At 65.2% G+C, this 14,252-nt stretch carries 12 protein-coding genes and 1 pseudogene; 9 read left to right on the forward strand and 4 right to left on the reverse strand.

Going from position 1 to position 14,252, the window contains the following annotated elements; translation table 11 throughout:
- Positions 1-39 precede the first annotated feature (39 nt).
- Both PFZ56_RS22370 and PFZ56_RS22375 read left to right on the forward strand, forming a co-directional pair.
- Complete coding sequence (locus tag PFZ56_RS22370; RefSeq protein WP_102863305.1) at positions 40-1,335, forward strand: MFS transporter; 1,296 nt, start codon at positions 40-42, stop codon at positions 1,333-1,335.
- 19 nt (positions 1,336-1,354) lie between these two features.
- Positions 1,355-2,350: a D-glycerate dehydrogenase gene (locus PFZ56_RS22375; protein WP_102882647.1), complete on the forward strand. Its 996-nt coding sequence runs from the start codon at positions 1,355-1,357 to the stop codon at positions 2,348-2,350.
- Between the two features lie 90 nt (positions 2,351-2,440).
- Here PFZ56_RS22375 and PFZ56_RS22380 read toward each other — a convergent pair whose 3' ends face one another.
- The 3 genes and pseudogenes from PFZ56_RS22380 to PFZ56_RS22390 all read right to left on the reverse strand — a co-directional run.
- Positions 2,441-3,640 carry a pyridoxal phosphate-dependent aminotransferase gene (locus PFZ56_RS22380; protein WP_306393751.1) on the reverse strand — a complete coding sequence of 400 codons (1,200 nt, stop codon included), beginning with the start codon at positions 3,638-3,640 and terminating at the stop codon, positions 2,441-2,443.
- 85 nt (positions 3,641-3,725) lie between these two features.
- Positions 3,726-4,589, reverse strand: coding sequence for a methyl-accepting chemotaxis protein (locus tag PFZ56_RS22385; protein ID WP_372820920.1), 864 nt, complete (start codon positions 4,587-4,589; stop codon positions 3,726-3,728).
- A gap of 42 nt (positions 4,590-4,631) precedes the next feature.
- A pseudogene (locus PFZ56_RS22390) lies at positions 4,632-5,387 on the reverse strand (MCP four helix bundle domain-containing protein); the annotation flags it as partial.
- 343 nt (positions 5,388-5,730) lie between these two features.
- On the opposite strand from PFZ56_RS22390, the gene hpaB reads away from it, so the two are divergent.
- From hpaB to PFZ56_RS22425, 7 genes are all read left to right on the forward strand, one after another.
- Positions 5,731-7,293 carry a 4-hydroxyphenylacetate 3-monooxygenase, oxygenase component gene (gene hpaB / locus PFZ56_RS22395; RefSeq protein ID WP_102882644.1) on the forward strand — a complete coding sequence of 521 codons (1,563 nt, stop codon included), beginning with the start codon at positions 5,731-5,733 and terminating at the stop codon, positions 7,291-7,293.
- A gap of 154 nt (positions 7,294-7,447) precedes the next feature.
- Positions 7,448-7,960, forward strand: a complete 513-nt coding sequence (gene hpaC, locus PFZ56_RS22400) for a 4-hydroxyphenylacetate 3-monooxygenase, reductase component (protein ID WP_102882643.1) — start codon at positions 7,448-7,450, stop codon at positions 7,958-7,960.
- A 206-nt stretch (positions 7,961-8,166) separates the two neighbouring features.
- Positions 8,167-9,144, forward strand: coding sequence for a helix-turn-helix transcriptional regulator (locus PFZ56_RS22405; RefSeq protein WP_102882642.1), 978 nt, complete (start codon positions 8,167-8,169; stop codon positions 9,142-9,144).
- Positions 9,145-9,280: 136 nt separating this feature from the next.
- The gene (locus PFZ56_RS22410) at positions 9,281-10,153 is read left to right on the forward strand and encodes a transporter (protein ID WP_110596626.1); all 873 of its coding nucleotides are present in this window, start codon (positions 9,281-9,283) and stop codon (positions 10,151-10,153) included.
- Between the two features lie 24 nt (positions 10,154-10,177).
- Positions 10,178-11,368 carry an MFS transporter gene (locus tag PFZ56_RS22415; RefSeq protein WP_170004714.1) on the forward strand — a complete coding sequence of 397 codons (1,191 nt, stop codon included), beginning with the start codon at positions 10,178-10,180 and terminating at the stop codon, positions 11,366-11,368.
- Positions 11,369-11,430: 62 nt separating this feature from the next.
- A complete protein-coding gene (locus PFZ56_RS22420) occupies positions 11,431-12,552 on the forward strand; it encodes a class II histone deacetylase (RefSeq protein WP_170004712.1) in 1,122 nt (373 codons plus the stop codon).
- Between the two features lie 391 nt (positions 12,553-12,943).
- Positions 12,944-13,204, forward strand: coding sequence for a hypothetical protein (locus tag PFZ56_RS22425; RefSeq protein ID WP_102882638.1), 261 nt, complete (start codon positions 12,944-12,946; stop codon positions 13,202-13,204).
- Positions 13,205-13,226: 22 nt separating this feature from the next.
- Here the strand turns inward: PFZ56_RS22425 and PFZ56_RS22430 are convergent, their stop codons facing one another.
- Entirely contained in the window at positions 13,227-14,195 is a 969-nt protein-coding gene (locus tag PFZ56_RS22430; RefSeq protein ID WP_170004710.1) for a helix-turn-helix domain-containing protein, read from the reverse strand.
- Positions 14,196-14,252 lie beyond the last annotated feature (57 nt).

Raw genomic sequence — 14,252 nt, forward strand, 5'->3', positions numbered from 1 at the left:
ACCTGTTGCGACAAAAACAACAAGCTCAGGAGAACTTTCATGGACACGCTCAAACTCGCCGCCCGCCGCTGGTGGTACATCATGCCCATCGTCTTCATCACCTACAGCCTGGCCTACCTGGACCGCGCCAACTACGGCTTTGCCGCCGCCTCCGGGATGGCCGACGACTTACAGATCACCCCGGGGCTGTCCTCGCTTTTGGGGGCACTGTTCTTCCTCGGCTACTTCTTCTTCCAGGTGCCGGGGGCGATCTACGCGCAAAAACGCAGCGTGAAGAAGCTGATCTTCGTCAGCCTGATCCTCTGGGGCGGCCTGGCCACCCTCACCGGCATCGTGTCCAACGCCTACACGCTGATCGCCATCCGCTTCATGCTCGGGGTGGTGGAGGCCGCGGTGATGCCGGCGATGCTGGTGTACCTGTGCCACTGGTTCACCCGGGCCGAACGCTCCCGGGCCAACACCTTCCTGATCCTCGGCAACCCGGTGACCATGCTTTGGATGTCGGTGGTCTCAGGCTATCTGGTGGAGCATTTCAGCTGGCGCTGGATGTTCATCATCGAGGGTTTGCCGGCGGTGCTCTGGGCCTTTATCTGGTGGCGCCTGGCCGATGACCGGCCCAGCCAGGCCCAGTGGCTCAGCGACCAAGAGAAGCAGGACCTGGAAAGCGCCCTGGCCGCCGAGCAGCAAGGCATCAAGGCGGTGAAGAACTACGCCGAAGCCTTCCGCTCGCCCAAGGTGATCATCCTCGCCCTGCAGTTTTTCTGCTGGAGCATCGGGGTCTACGGTTTCGTCCTGTGGTTGCCTTCGATCCTCAAGCACGGCGCGCAAATGGACATGGTGGAGGCCGGCTGGCTCTCGGCCCTGCCCTATCTGGCGGCGGTGATCGCCATGCTCGGGGTGTCCTGGGGCTCGGACCGGACCCAGAAACGCAAGCGCTTCGTCTGGCCGCCGCTGCTGGTGGCCGCCATCGCCTTCTACGCCTCCTACCTGCTGGGTGCCGAACACTTCTGGTGGTCCTACGGGCTGCTGGTAATCGCCGGAGCCTGCATGTACGCGCCCTATGGGCCGTTCTTCGCCATCGTTCCGGAGATTCTCCCGGCCAACGTCGCCGGCGGCGCCATGGCGCTGATCAACAGCATGGGCGCCCTGGGTTCCTTCGGCGGCTCCTATCTGGTGGGTTACCTGAACAGCGCCACCGGCTCGCCGGGGATGTCCTACCTGCTGATGAGCGGCGCCCTGCTGCTCTCGGTGCTGCTGACCCTGCTGCTGACACCCGGCGCCGGAGCGCCTCGGGCCAAGGGCCTGCCCCTGCCACGCCGCCTGGCCCACTCCTGAACTGCCACAGAGAACCGTCATGAAAAAACACCTGGTGCTGTACAAGAAACTCTCGCCGTCGCTGATGGCGCGCCTGCAGGAACAGACCGAGGTCACCCTGATCGAGGACCTGGGCCCAACCGGCCTCAAGGCCCTGCGCCAGGCCCTGCCCAGCGCCGACGGCCTGCTGGGGGCCAGCCTGCGCCTGGACGCCGAGCTGCTGGACCTGGCGCCGCGCCTGCAAGCGGTGGCCAGTGTCTCGGTGGGGGTCGACAACTACGACATCGACTACCTGACCCAACGTGGGATTCTGCTGAGCAACACCCCGGACGTGCTCACCGAAACCACCGCCGACACCGGTTTCGCCCTGATCCTGGCCACCGCCCGGCGCGTGGTGGAACTGGCCAACATGGTTCGCGCCGGGCAATGGAACCGCAACATCGGACCGCTGCATTTCGGCAGCGACGTGCACGGCAAGACCCTGGGCATCATCGGCATGGGGCGCATTGGCGAGGCGTTGGCCCAGCGTGGACATTTCGGCTTCGGCATGCCGCTGATCTACCACAGCAACAGCCCCAAGCCGGCGGTGGAGCAACGTTTCAATGCCCGCTACCGCAGCCTGGAGCAACTGCTGCAAGAGGCCGACTTCATCTGCCTGACGTTGCCCTTGACCGAGAAAACCCAAGGGCTGATTGGCCGTCGTGAACTGGCGCTGATGCGCCCGCAAAGCATCTTCATCAATATTTCCCGAGGCAAGGTGGTGGACGAAGCGGCCTTGATCGAAGCCTTGCAGGAACGACGGATCCGCGGCGCCGGGCTAGACGTGTTCGAGCGCGAACCGCTGGACCACCGCTCACCGCTGCTGCAATTGCCCAATGTGGTGGCCACGCCGCACATCGGTTCGGCCACCCACGAAACCCGTGAAGCCATGGCCCGCTGCGCGGTGGACAACCTGCTGGCGGCCCTGTCGGGGCAGCGCCCAGCCAATCTGGTGAACACCGCCGCCTGGACCGCTCCATCACAGCGTCAGGCCTAACCGCCGCGTGCCCCTGGCGAACACCTTTGCAGCCGCGGGCTTGCCGGCAAACGCGTTCGCCAGGGCGGTGCATGACATGCAAGCCGGCGCCTACAGGTGGAGGGTTGCGGGGCGTTGTTCGAAAATCTGCTCGGTGCAGCGGGCAATGCGCCGGCAGGCCTCGGCCAGGCGCTCGCAGTCCAGCACCAGGCCGATGCGAATGTGGCCCGCGGCGCTGGGGCCGAAGGCTTCACCGGCCAGTACCGAAACGCCATGGTCGTCCAGCAAGCGGTCGGCAAAGCGCTGGGCGTCCAGCCCGGTGCGGCGTACATCCACCATGACGAACATGCCGCCATCCGGGCAGATCGGGGTCAGCCCCGGACACTGGCCCAGCAGCGCGCACACCAGGTCCCGGCGCCGTCGGTACTCGTCGCGCATCTGCGCCAGCTCCGGCAGGTCGCTGTCCAGGGCCACCACTGCGGCGTTCTGCACAAAATCCGGCAGGCCGTACAGCATGCACAGGGCCAGGTTGCTCAGGTGCCCGGCCAGGGTCGGCGGGGCAATCACCCAGCCCACCCGCCAGCCACTCATGGCATGGGACTTGGACAGGCTGTTGATGGTGGCCGTGCGCTCGCCCATGCGCGGCAGGCTGCCGGGGCTAAAGTGCTGGCCCTCGTACAGCAGGTCGCAATAGACCTCATCGGAAATCAGCCACAAGTCGTGGGCAAAGCACAGCCGCGCCAGGGCTTGCCAGTCGTCGAGGGACAGGCTCGCGCCCGACGGGTTGTTCGGGCTGTTGAGCAACATGGCCCGGGTGCGCGGGGTGATCCGCGCCGCCATGTCCCGCGGATCGACGCGAAAGCCCTGCTCGGCCCGCACCGGCACCGGCACGATGCGGGCCCCGCAGGCGCCGAACACGCCTTCGTAGGTGACGTACATGGGCTCGGCCACCAGAACCTCGTCCCCGGGATTGAGCAGGCACTGGGCCACGGAAAACACCGCGCATTGGGCGCCCGGCAAAACCACCACATGCTCGGCGTCGACAATCTGTCCGCAGCGCTGATGATGGCGCCGGGCAATGCAGCTGCGCAGCGCCAGGTTGCCGCGCACGTCCGAATAGTGGGTATCGCCGGCCAGCAGGCTGTCGATCGCAGCCTGGACCACGGGCTTGGGGGTATCGAAATCCGGGTCGCCGATGGTCAGCAGCAACACATCCCGCCCCTGCTCGCGCAGGGCCAGGGCCCGGTAGTGGATGTTCCAGGCTGCGGAACCTTCTCCGACAATCCGTTGGGTCAGGGCTGAGTAGCGCATCGCTTTCTCCATGAAAGATGCTTCAGCCAAAACCCTAGGTGCTGGCGGGGCACTCGTCGAGCGCCCGGCCCCACCGTTCGCGCCCTTAGACCACGAAGCGCGCCACCATGGCGTTGAGATCCACCGCCAGGCGCGACAGTTCATGACTGGCTGAACTGGTCTGGTTGGCCCCGGCCGCCGACTGGATCGCCAGGTCACGGATATTCACCAGGTTGCGGTCCACCTCGCGGGACACCTGGGCCTGTTCTTCCGAGGCACTGGCGATCACCAGGTTGCGCTCGTTGATCTGATTGATGGATTCGGCGATCTGCTCCAGGGACTCGCCAGCGGCGCGGGCCAGCTCCAGGGTGCTCTGGGTCCGCCGGTTGCTCTGCTGCATGGACTCCACCGCTTCGCCGGTGCCGTTCTGGATACCGGCCACCATCTTCTCGATTTCCTGGGTCGACTGGGCGGTGCGATGGGCCAGGGCCCGCACCTCGTCGGCCACCACCGCAAAGCCACGCCCGGCCTCGCCGGCACGGGCCGCTTCGATGGCGGCGTTAAGCGCCAGCAGGTTGGTCTGCTCGGCGATGGCGCGAATCACGTCCAGCACCTTGCCAATGTCCCGGCCCTGGGTCGCCAGGCCTTCGATCATCACCGAGGTGTTTTGCACGTCATGGGCCATGGTCTGGATCGCCTCGACGGTCTGCACCACACGGTCGCGGCCTTCGCGGGCGGCCTGGGTCGACTGCTGGGACGCCTCGGAAGTGGACACTGCGTTGCGTGCCACCTCTTCCACCGCTGCGGTCATTTCGTTGACTGCGGTGGCGGCCTGCTCGATCTCGGTGTTCTGCTGCTGCACGCCGCGAGAGGCTTCCTCGGTCACTGCGCTGAGTTCTTCCGAGGCCGAAGCCAGCTGGGTCGCCGAACCGGCGATCTGCTCGATGGTGCGGCGCAGGCTGGCCTGCATCTGCGCCAGGGCGCGCAACAGGCGTGCCGGCTCGTCCTGACCGTCGACCTCGATGGCCTGGCGCAGATTGCCGCCGGCGATCACCTCGGCGACGTTGAGGGCCTTGTTCAGGGGGGTGACGATGCTGCGGGTCAACAACAGCGCCAGCACGATGGTCAGCAATGCGGCCAGCAGCGCGACGATGACGATCCCGGCAATGGCACTGTCGTAGTGCTCGCCGGCCGCCTTGGAGGCACTCTTGGCGCCCGCGGCATTGATCGCGATGAGCTTGTTCAACTGCTCGCCCATCTGGTCGGTGCCGTCCTTGATCCGGGTGTTGATCAGGGTGCGCAGCTCTTCCAGCTTGTCCTGGCGTGACAGCTCGAGCATCTCCTTCTGCGCCTGCAGGTAATTGTCCAGGGTCGCGCTGAAGGTCTTGTACAGCGCCACTTCCTCCGGGCCCGCCGGCAACGCCGCGTAGCTGGCCTGGGCCTGCCTGGCCTTGTCCACCAGCACGCCGATGCGGGTCTGGGCTTCGGCAAGGCCGGCCGGCTCGCGGTTCACCAGCACGCGAAATGACAGAATCCGCAAGCGCAGGACGTTCTCGGTCAGGTTGCCCAGATAACCGACGCTGGGTAGCTGATTGCTTTCCATTTCCAGGGACGCGTCGCGGATGATCGACATGCGGTTCACCGCAAACACGCCCAACACCATGACCAGCAAGGCAATAAAGGCAAAACCGAGGAAAGCACGCGGGGCGATATTCAGGTTACGCAAGGACATAGGACGAGTCTCGAAGGAGAACGGGGCGGCGAGCATCCATGCCCTTGATCGGCCGACGCATCAGGACTGCATCGACGAGGGACACCACGGAAAGAGCGTCCATGGGCCTATCAGAGATATCGGCCGAACTTGAGCTTTCATCTGTCTGATTGGCAAAAATATTTCGAAATGTGCCCCCTGTTTCAGGCCTGAGACAAGACAACGCGAAGTGAATCGATAAAGCCGTGATTCGCCGCTCCAGAACAGTGCGCCGTACCCAGCCCGAGAGCGCCAACGCGCCCTATGAAAAGTGCAATTCATTCGCCGTAAAAGCCATTTTTTCAGCGCCCGCCCCTGCCCATCATGGCCCCAGTCAATAAAAACAACGCCGAGACTGGATATGAAACCTGAAGACTTTCGTGCCGCAACCCACCGCCCGCTGACCGGTGCCGAATACCTGGCCAGCCTGCGCGATGATCGTGAAATCTACATTTATGGCGACCGGGTCAAGGACGTCACCACCCACCCGGCCTTCCGCAACTCGGCGGCCTCCATGGCCCGCCTGTACGACGCCCTGCACGACCCGGCCACCCAGTCACAACTGTGCTGGGACACCGACACCGGCAACGGCGGCTACACCCACAAATTCTTCCGCTCGGCGAAAAGCCCCGATGAACTGCGCCAGCAGCGCGATGCCATCGCCGACTGGTCGCGCCTGACCTATGGCTGGATGGGCCGCAGCCCCGACTACAAGGCCGCCTTCGGCAGTGCCCTGGGGGCCAACCCGGAGTTCTACGGGCGCTTCGCCGACAACGCCCGCACCTGGTACAAGCGCATCCAGGAAGCCTGCCTGTACCTCAACCACGCCATCGTCAATCCGCCCATCGACCGCGACAAGCCAGTGGATCAGGTCAAGGACGTGTTCATCTCGGTGGACGAGGAAGTCGAGGGCGGGATCATCGTCAGCGGCGCCAAGGTGGTGGCCACCAACTCGGCCCTGACCCACTACAACTTCGTCGGCCAGGGCTCGGCCCAGTTGCTGGGGGACAACACCGACTTCGCCCTGATGTTCATCGCGCCAATGAACACCCGCGGCATGAAGCTGATCTGCCGCCCTTCCTACGAATTGCAGGCCGGCATGACCGGCTCGCCCTTCGACTACCCGCTGTCCAGCCGCTTCGATGAGAACGACGCGATCCTGATCATGGACAAGGTGTTCATCCCCTGGGAGAACGTGCTGATCTACCGCGACTTCGAGCGCTGCCGCCAGTGGTTCCCGCAAGGCGGTTTCGGCCGGCTGTTCCCGATGCAGGGCTGCACCCGGCTGGCGGTCAAGCTCGATTTCATCACCGGGTTGCTGGTCAAGGCCCTGCAATGCACCGGCTCCCTGGAGTTTCGCGGGGTCCAGGCCCAGGTCGGCGAAGTGGTGGCCTGGCGCAACCTGTTCTGGTCGCTGACCGACGCCATGCACGGTAACGCCAGCGAATGGATGAACGGCGTCTACCTGCCCAGCACCCAGGCCCTGCAGGCGTACCGGGTGCTGGCGCCCCAGGCCTACACCGACATCAAGAAGATCATCGAGCAGGTGGTGGCCAGCGGCCTGATCTACCTGCCCTCCGGCTCCCGCGATCTCAAGGACCCGGTGCTCAACCAGTACCTCGGCACCTACTGCCGCGGTTCGGGGGGCATGGGCCACGAAGAGCGGATCAAGATCCTCAAGCTGCTGTGGGATGCCATCGGCACCGAGTTCGGCGGTCGCCACGAGCTGTACGAGATCAACTATGCCGGCAGCCAGGACGAGATCCGCATGCAGTGCCTGCGCCACGCCCAGGCCAGCGGCTCGATGAAGGCCATGACCGACCTGGTGGACAAATGCCTCGGCGACTACGACCTCGATGGCTGGACCGTGCCGCACCTGAGCAACCCCGACGACATCAACATGCTGGACCGCATCCGCCAGTAGCCACGAAGCCGGCTCCTACGGAAAAGGCCAATGTCCACCTGTTGTCGTAGGAGCTGGCTTGCCAGCGAAAGCGCCCGCCAGAGCACCACAAGGTCCTCTTCATCGGCAAGCTGGCTCCTGCAGCGCAATGCCCTGCGCCCACGAGGAATTCGTCATGTCTGTACTCGATCCCAAGCAACTCGCCTTCCGCAACGCCATGGCTCACATGACCGCTGCGGTCAACGTCATCACCAGCAACGGCCCCGCCGGGCGTTGCGGCATCACCGCCACCGCGGTCTGCTCGGTCACCGACAGCCCGCCGACCCTGATGGTCTGCGTCAACCGCAACAGTGCCCTGAACCCGGTGTTCAAGGGCAACGGCCATTTGTGCATCAACGTCCTCAGCGGCGAACACGAGGACGTGGCGCGGCATTTTGCCGGCATGACCGGGGTGGCCATGGACCAGCGCTTCGGCCTGCACCCCTGGCGCGACGGCCTGCAGGCCCTGCCGGTGCTGGACGGCGCCCTGGCCAGCCTCCAGGGACGCATCACCGAGGTCCAGGAAATCGGCACCCACTCGGTGATGCTGGTGGAGCTGGATGAAATCAGCGTGCGCGAGCAAGGCGACTCGCTGGTGTATTTCAGCCGTTGCTTTCACCGTTTGCAGCACCCTTGCCCCGCTGCCTGATCCTCCCCTAGCTCCTTCCCTGCCAACGCCCGGCTGCCTCGCCCGCCGCATCCGGGCCATGGGCCACCTCCTGCATCTGTAGGATGGCGCGGTGTTGCCAAGCCATCGATACTCGCACCAGGCCCTGCCCACGTCCCCCAGGCGTAATGGTCCTCAACCCCTTCCGTGACGAAAACAATAACAACGTCGCACAGAGGTACAGACCCATGAACCGACTCGATCACGCTCCGGCCAGCCTGTTGCAGGCCTTCAGCGAGCTGACCCTGGAACTGCAACAACTGGCGCAGAACAAGGACATCGAAAACCTTCACCAGCATGCTCTGGCGCGCATCTGCAAACTCTTACCCTTCGACAGTGCCTGGTGGGGCCGCGCCGCATTGATCGACGGCTTGCCGGATGAACACAGTTGCTACCTGTACCGCCTGCCACCGAGCTACCTGGCGGACTGGCAATCGATCCGCCACATCGACGTCACCGTGAACCGGGTGCACGAAGTACCGGGACGGGCGGTGATCGTCGACATGACCGATCCGCACAACGGCCCCGGGCTCAACTGGCTGGGGCGCCAGTACAACATCGGCGAGCTGCTATGCGTGGTGCACATCGATCCCCATACCCAACTGAGCAACCACCTGGCCCTGTACCGTGCCCCTGGCGCCCCGGCCTTTACCCGGGACGACTGCCATGTGCTGAACAACCTGATGCTGCACCTGGTGGCAGCGGTGTCGGCCAATCAGATCCGCACCCTGGTGGCCATGCGCGAGAAACTCACCCGCCCGCGCAATCTGGCCCTGGCCGTGTGCGACCAACGCGGCGTGCTGCAGTGCGCCGAGCGCGGTTTTGTCGATCTGCTGCTGCATGAATGGCCGCAGTGGAACGGTCCGCAACTGCCCATGAAGCTCGATGGCAACGGTTTCGAGGGCAAGCGTCTGCAGATCGACTGCTCGGCCGTGGGCGACCTGTACCTGCTGGCGGCCCGCAGCCGCAGCCTGCTGCCCAAGCTCAGCCCCCGGGAAAATGCCGTCGCCCAGTGCTTCGGTGATGGCAAGACCTACAAGGAAGTGGCTCGGGACCTGGGCATGTCGCCCAACACCGTGCGCCATCACATCCGCGCCATCTACAGCAAGCTCGGGGTCAAGGACAAGGCGCGCATCGCCCAGTTGCTCCACGCCCCGCCCGACTGACCCCAACCCCTGACCTGCGCTGATTTACGCCGTCGTATTTGACGGCCACGGGCAGCCTTTGCCCTTTTTTTGCCCCACTGCCGTGTGCCGGCGAGCCCTTCGCCGAACAACAACTCCAACAAGAGACGCACCGCCCATGACAAGGCTCATTACCCGCACCACCCTGGCCCTGGCTGGCACCCTGGCCAGCCTGTCGCTCAACGCCGCGGACCTCAACGCCCGGGACTTCTTCGCCGCCCCCGTGGGCACCAGCCTGGGGGTGCTGTACCTCCCGGCCACCCGTGCCGGCGACTTTCACGGCCCGGCCGACAGCACCGGCAAGGCCGAGCTGCGAGTCAATGCCATGGCCTACCGCCAGGTGTTCTTCAGCGACCTGTGCGGCACCCTGTGCACCCCACAGTTCATCGTGCCCTTCGCCGACATCAACGCTCGCTTGCCCGGCGCCGAACGCCATACCGGGGAAAGCGGTTTCGGTGATCCTCAGGTGGGAGGCACGCTGTTTTTCATCAACCAGCCGCAAACCCGCACCTACAGCGGCCTGTTGACCCTGGTCACGCTGCCGCTGGGCGAGTACCACAGCCGCAACCCGGACGTCTCCCCGGGGGCCAATCGCTGGGGCGCGACCTTTGTCTACAACTACACCCAGGGCCTGGGGGAAAAATGGGTGCTGGAGGCCAACCTCGAAGCCCAGTTGTACGGCACCAACGACGACTATTTCGGCAGCGACCTGAAGCAGGACCCGCTCTATCGCCTGCAAGCCTTCGCCTCCTACGACTTCACCCCTGCGACCTACGGCGCCCTGCGCCTGATCCACGCCGATGGCGGCGAACTGCGGATCAACGACCGACGGATCAACGACACCCACAAGCGCTACACCCAGGCCGGATTCGAGGTCGGGCACTGGCTGGACCAGCGCAACCAGCTGATGTTCAGCCTGTCGCAGAACGTCGCCACCGATAACGGTTTTGCCGGCACCGACGCCCTGCTGCGCCTGGTCCACGTGTTCTGAACCCCTTGCCTTTGGAGCCTGTCCATGAACACCCAGAACGCCGTTTTGAGCGCCACCGCGCCAGCTACTCGCCAACCCCTGGGGCTGCTGGCCGCCATAGTGCTGTTCGCCGCCATCACTCCCGCCGTACTGCTGATGGCCCCGGCCATTGCCGCCCAACTGGCCAGCCAGTGGCACTTGAGCCCCACACAGATCGGCGACCTGTTCTCCGCCGAGCTGGGGGCCATGAGCCTGGCCACGTTGCCGGCCATCTGGTGGCTGAAACACATCGACTGGCGGCGCGCCGCACTGTGCAGCGCCGTGCTGTTCATCGTTGCCAACCTGCTGTCGATGCTGGCCCACGACTATTCATTGTTGCTGATGGCGCGCTTTGGCAGCGCACTGGCGGGCGGCTCGCTGATGATCATCTGCCTGGCCAGCGCCGCCGCCAGCCCCAGTCCCAGCCGGGCCTACGGCTTCTGGGTGATGGGCCAGCTGGTGCTGGGCGCGGTCGGCCTGAGCTTGTTGCCCATGCTCTTCCAACGCTTCGGCCTGGGGGCCTGCTACCTGATCCTGGCGCTGCTGATGACCCTGTGCCTGCCCCTGGCCCGCTGTTTTCCAGCAGGCGCTGCGCGCCCGGCCGCCGACGCCGCGCAAGCCCCAGCGATCTCCTGGCTCAAGGCGAGCCTGGGAATACTCGGCATCCTCACCTTCTACATCAGCCTCAGCGGGGTCTGGACCTTCATCGGCGCCATTGGCAGCCAGTCCGGCCTCTCGGCGCAGACCAACGGCGACATCCTGGCCGTCGCCACCTTGATGGGCATCGTCGGCGCGTTGTGCGCCACCCTGTTCGGCGACCGCCTGCCCCGCAGCGCCCTGCTCCTGCTGGGCTACGGCCTGATGGCGGGCTCGGTGCTGGCGCTTCTGGGCCAGCCGCAGCTGGCGCGCTTCGCGCTGGCGGCGCTGGTGTTCAAGTTCACCTGGACCTTCATCCTGCCGCTGATCCTGGCGCGCATGGCCGAGATGGATCGCAGCGGGCGGTTGATGAACGCCTCCAATCTGGTGATCAGCGCCGGCCTGGCCATAGGCCCGACCCTCGCCGGGCGCCTGATCGAAAGCAGCGGCGGCTTCCAGGGCCTGTTGCTGGGGGGTGCCGTCATCACTTTGCTGTCCCTGGCGCTGGTACTCAGTTGCCGGCCCGCCCTCCAGGCCCCTTCCCAGCCCCAGGGGCGATGACTGCCAGCGGGCAGCGCCAGCGCGTCCTTGAACAACACTTTCCTTGAAAAATGGATATCACCATGACCTGTAGAACGGCTTTTTTCTTCGATGAACGCTGCCTGTGGCACAGCGGCAGCCCCCACGTCCTGACGCTCCCGGTAGGCGGCTGGGTCCAGCCGCCGTCTGCCGCCGGGCATGCTGAATCACCGGAAACCAAGCGCCGGCTGAAAAGCCTGATGGATGTCTCCGGCCTGACCCGACAGTTGCATCTGCGCAGTGCCCCTGCGGCCACCGAGGACGATCTGCTACGGGTCCACAGTGCCGCCTACCTGCAACGTTTCAAGGCCTTGAGCGATGCCGGCGGTGGTCAGCTGGGCGACGAGGCGCCTGTGGGGCCCGGCAGCTATGAAATCGCCAAGCTGTCCGCCGGGCTGGCCCTGGCCGCCGTGGACGCCGTGCTCAGCGGTGAAGCCGACAACGCCTACTCGCTGTCCCGTCCACCGGGACACCACTGCACCCGCGACCAGGCCATGGGCTTCTGCTTCCTGGCCAACATCGCCATTGCCATCGAGGCCGCCAAGGTCCGCCATGGCCTGGGCAAGGTAGCGGTCATCGACTGGGACGTGCACCACGGCAACGGCACCCAGTCGATCTACGAAGAGCGGGCCGACGTGTTGACCCTGTCCCTGCACCAGGACGGCTGCTTTCCACCGGGTTACGGCGGTGAGCAAGACCATGGCCGCGGCGCTGGCCTGGGCTGCAACATCAACGTCCCGCTGCTGCCCGGTGGTGGCCATGATGCCTACCTGTACGCCATGCAGCGCATCGTGGTGCCGGCCCTGGAACGCTTCGAACCCGAGCTGATCATCGTCGCCTGCGGCTATGACGCCAACGCCGTGGACCCATTGGCGCGAATGCTGCTGCACAGCGACTCCTTCCGCGAGATGACCCACTGCCTGCGCGACGCGGCCGAACGCCTGTGCCGGGGACGCCTGGTGCTGGTGCACGAAGGCGGCTACTCCGAGGCCTATGTGCCTTTTTGCGGGCTGGCGACCCTGGAAGCACTGTCGGGCATCCGTACCGCGGTCCAGGACCCGATGCTGGAGTTCGTGCGCCAGCAGCAGCCCAAGCAGGACTTCGCGGCCTTTCAGCGCCAGTTGCTGGACCGTCAGGCCGTGGCCATAGCGACCGCCGCTCGCTGACCCGCCCGGCGCCCTCCCAGGGCTGATGTTCAGCGGCCTGACGCCGGACATCAGCCACTGCCTGCCTTATCACCTCTCGCACGCGTTATTGCGCCGCGCCAAGAGCCGCGGCCCCGCTCCTCTGCCTGCTGCCTCGCGCAGCCCTGCGACACATTCGCCCTGACGATGGCCAAAGATTTTCTATTCTCTCCTCAATAACCTGACCCACGGGTCCGTTTTTTCGCCGTTCACCCCAGGAAGAACTCTCGCGTGCCGTAGCAACGCGCCTTTGCCTTCGGGATCGGGTGTGTCGTGCGCCGGGGCCTGTCCGTCTGCTTGCCCGCTATCCCCGGTTGCCGGGATTTCCCACTGATCGGGGGCTTGCCTATCCGCTGAGACAAAGGAGATGTCCATGGACCGCAAGACCAAGCAATACCTCGACGAGATCTACTTCTGGCAGAGGGCCCGCGCCCGCCTGTTGCAGCAAGCGGCACAACTTCACGAACCTCCCCCTGGCCCAAGGGAAACCACCGTAGCCGATACCGCCAGGGAACCGCTGGACGATCTGTTGCACAGCTGCGGCCTGGCCGCACTGCGTCGCGGTTCCGAACAGGCTGCGCCACCCGGGCACGGGGCCGCCGGGAGCACGCCGCCGACGGAACCGGCGGACTGAAGCACCGCGGGCAATGCCCTGGCTATAACAGCTCCAGGGCCCGGGCCTCACTGGGTGTCTGCTGATAACGGGCCTTGAACGCCCGGGCAAAATGCGCCTGGCTGACAAAGCCATGACGGTAGGCGATTTCACTGATGTCCAGGCTTGCCCCCTGGCTGCTGCAAAGCAGCTGGCGGGCCTGCTGCAGGCGTTTTTCCAGGATGAAGCGGCTGGGCACGGTGTTCTCCATGGCGAACAGCCGGGCCAGGTGCCGGGTAGAAATGCCGGTCTGGGCCGCGACCCGTTCGCAGCTCAGGGCCGGGTCCCCCAGCTGTTCATGAATGCACTGTTTGGCCGCCAGCAGGTAGGAAGCACTCAGGGCATTGATGGGCCGTTCTCCAATCTGCCCGGCGATGATGCTGGCCAGCAGTTCGAAGGCCTGCTCCTGGTAGGCCTCGGCCTCGCCACACAGCGGCTGCTGGAAAAACGTCCGGGTGCGCTCGCCAAGGGTGCGCAACAGCAAGCGCTGGACTCCGCTGTGCACGCTGATCTTCAGCGTCCGGTCGAAACGCTTCAGGCAGCGCTCGGCAAACTGCTCCTGGGGAATGTCGAAAATGAACTGGCGCATCGCCCCGCAGAAGCCGAACAGGTAAGGCCTGTCGGTGCGGTAGACCACCAGTTCCCCAGGCTCCAGTGCCTGGCAGGCGCCGTCCTGATAGAAGAACGAACCGCTGCCGGTGACCAGGGACACGAAGATCGAATCCTTGGGTACACCACGGATCATCGACGTGTCGCGTTCCACCACGTGTTCATTGCCCACGATGCGCGCCAGGCGCATGGCACCCAACTGCAGGTTGTCCTGGCGGGCGGTGAAACCGTCGTCGGCGTAGGAGTTGCACTTGAGCCCCACCAGGGTGCTGGCGTTGTAGTCCTCCCAGAAGCTCAGGCGGTGATCCGGGTCGACCGCCTGGGTGCTGGCGTGCCGGGTTTCGAGCAAGGCGCATGGAGACATTGTTGTTCTTCTCATGGGCGGCTGGATATTCCCCGGACGGCAAGGCCGTGTCCGGGC

It is taken from the genome of Pseudomonas danubii, from assembly GCF_042980055.1.
Lineage (GTDB): Bacteria > Pseudomonadota > Gammaproteobacteria > Pseudomonadales > Pseudomonadaceae > Aquipseudomonas > Aquipseudomonas danubii.

What these genes read in the sequence shown, in the direction of transcription:
- PFZ56_RS22410 (WP_110596626.1), top strand. Translation starts at nt 9,281, where the DNA reads ATGACAAGGCTCATTACCCGCACCACCCTGGCCCTGGCTGGCACCCTG.
- PFZ56_RS22405 (WP_102882642.1), top strand. Translation starts at nt 8,167, where the DNA reads ATGAACCGACTCGATCACGCTCCGGCCAGCCTGTTGCAGGCCTTCAGC.
- PFZ56_RS22380 (WP_306393751.1), bottom strand. Translation starts at nt 3,640, where the DNA reads ATGCGCTACTCAGCCCTGACCCAACGGATTGTCGGAGAAGGTTCCGCA.
- PFZ56_RS22430 (WP_170004710.1), bottom strand. Translation starts at nt 14,195, where the DNA reads ATGTCTCCATGCGCCTTGCTCGAAACCCGGCACGCCAGCACCCAGGCG.
- hpaC (WP_102882643.1), top strand. Translation starts at nt 7,448, where the DNA reads ATGTCTGTACTCGATCCCAAGCAACTCGCCTTCCGCAACGCCATGGCT.
- PFZ56_RS22370 (WP_102863305.1), top strand. Translation starts at nt 40, where the DNA reads ATGGACACGCTCAAACTCGCCGCCCGCCGCTGGTGGTACATCATGCCC.
- hpaB (WP_102882644.1), top strand. Translation starts at nt 5,731, where the DNA reads ATGAAACCTGAAGACTTTCGTGCCGCAACCCACCGCCCGCTGACCGGT.
- PFZ56_RS22420 (WP_170004712.1), top strand. Translation starts at nt 11,431, where the DNA reads ATGACCTGTAGAACGGCTTTTTTCTTCGATGAACGCTGCCTGTGGCAC.
- PFZ56_RS22385 (WP_372820920.1), bottom strand. Translation starts at nt 4,589, where the DNA reads ATGCAGGCCAGCCTGCGCCGCACCATCGAGCAGATCGCCGGTTCGGCG.
- PFZ56_RS22425 (WP_102882638.1), top strand. Translation starts at nt 12,944, where the DNA reads ATGGACCGCAAGACCAAGCAATACCTCGACGAGATCTACTTCTGGCAG.
- PFZ56_RS22375 (WP_102882647.1), top strand. Translation starts at nt 1,355, where the DNA reads ATGAAAAAACACCTGGTGCTGTACAAGAAACTCTCGCCGTCGCTGATG.
- PFZ56_RS22415 (WP_170004714.1), top strand. Translation starts at nt 10,178, where the DNA reads ATGAACACCCAGAACGCCGTTTTGAGCGCCACCGCGCCAGCTACTCGC.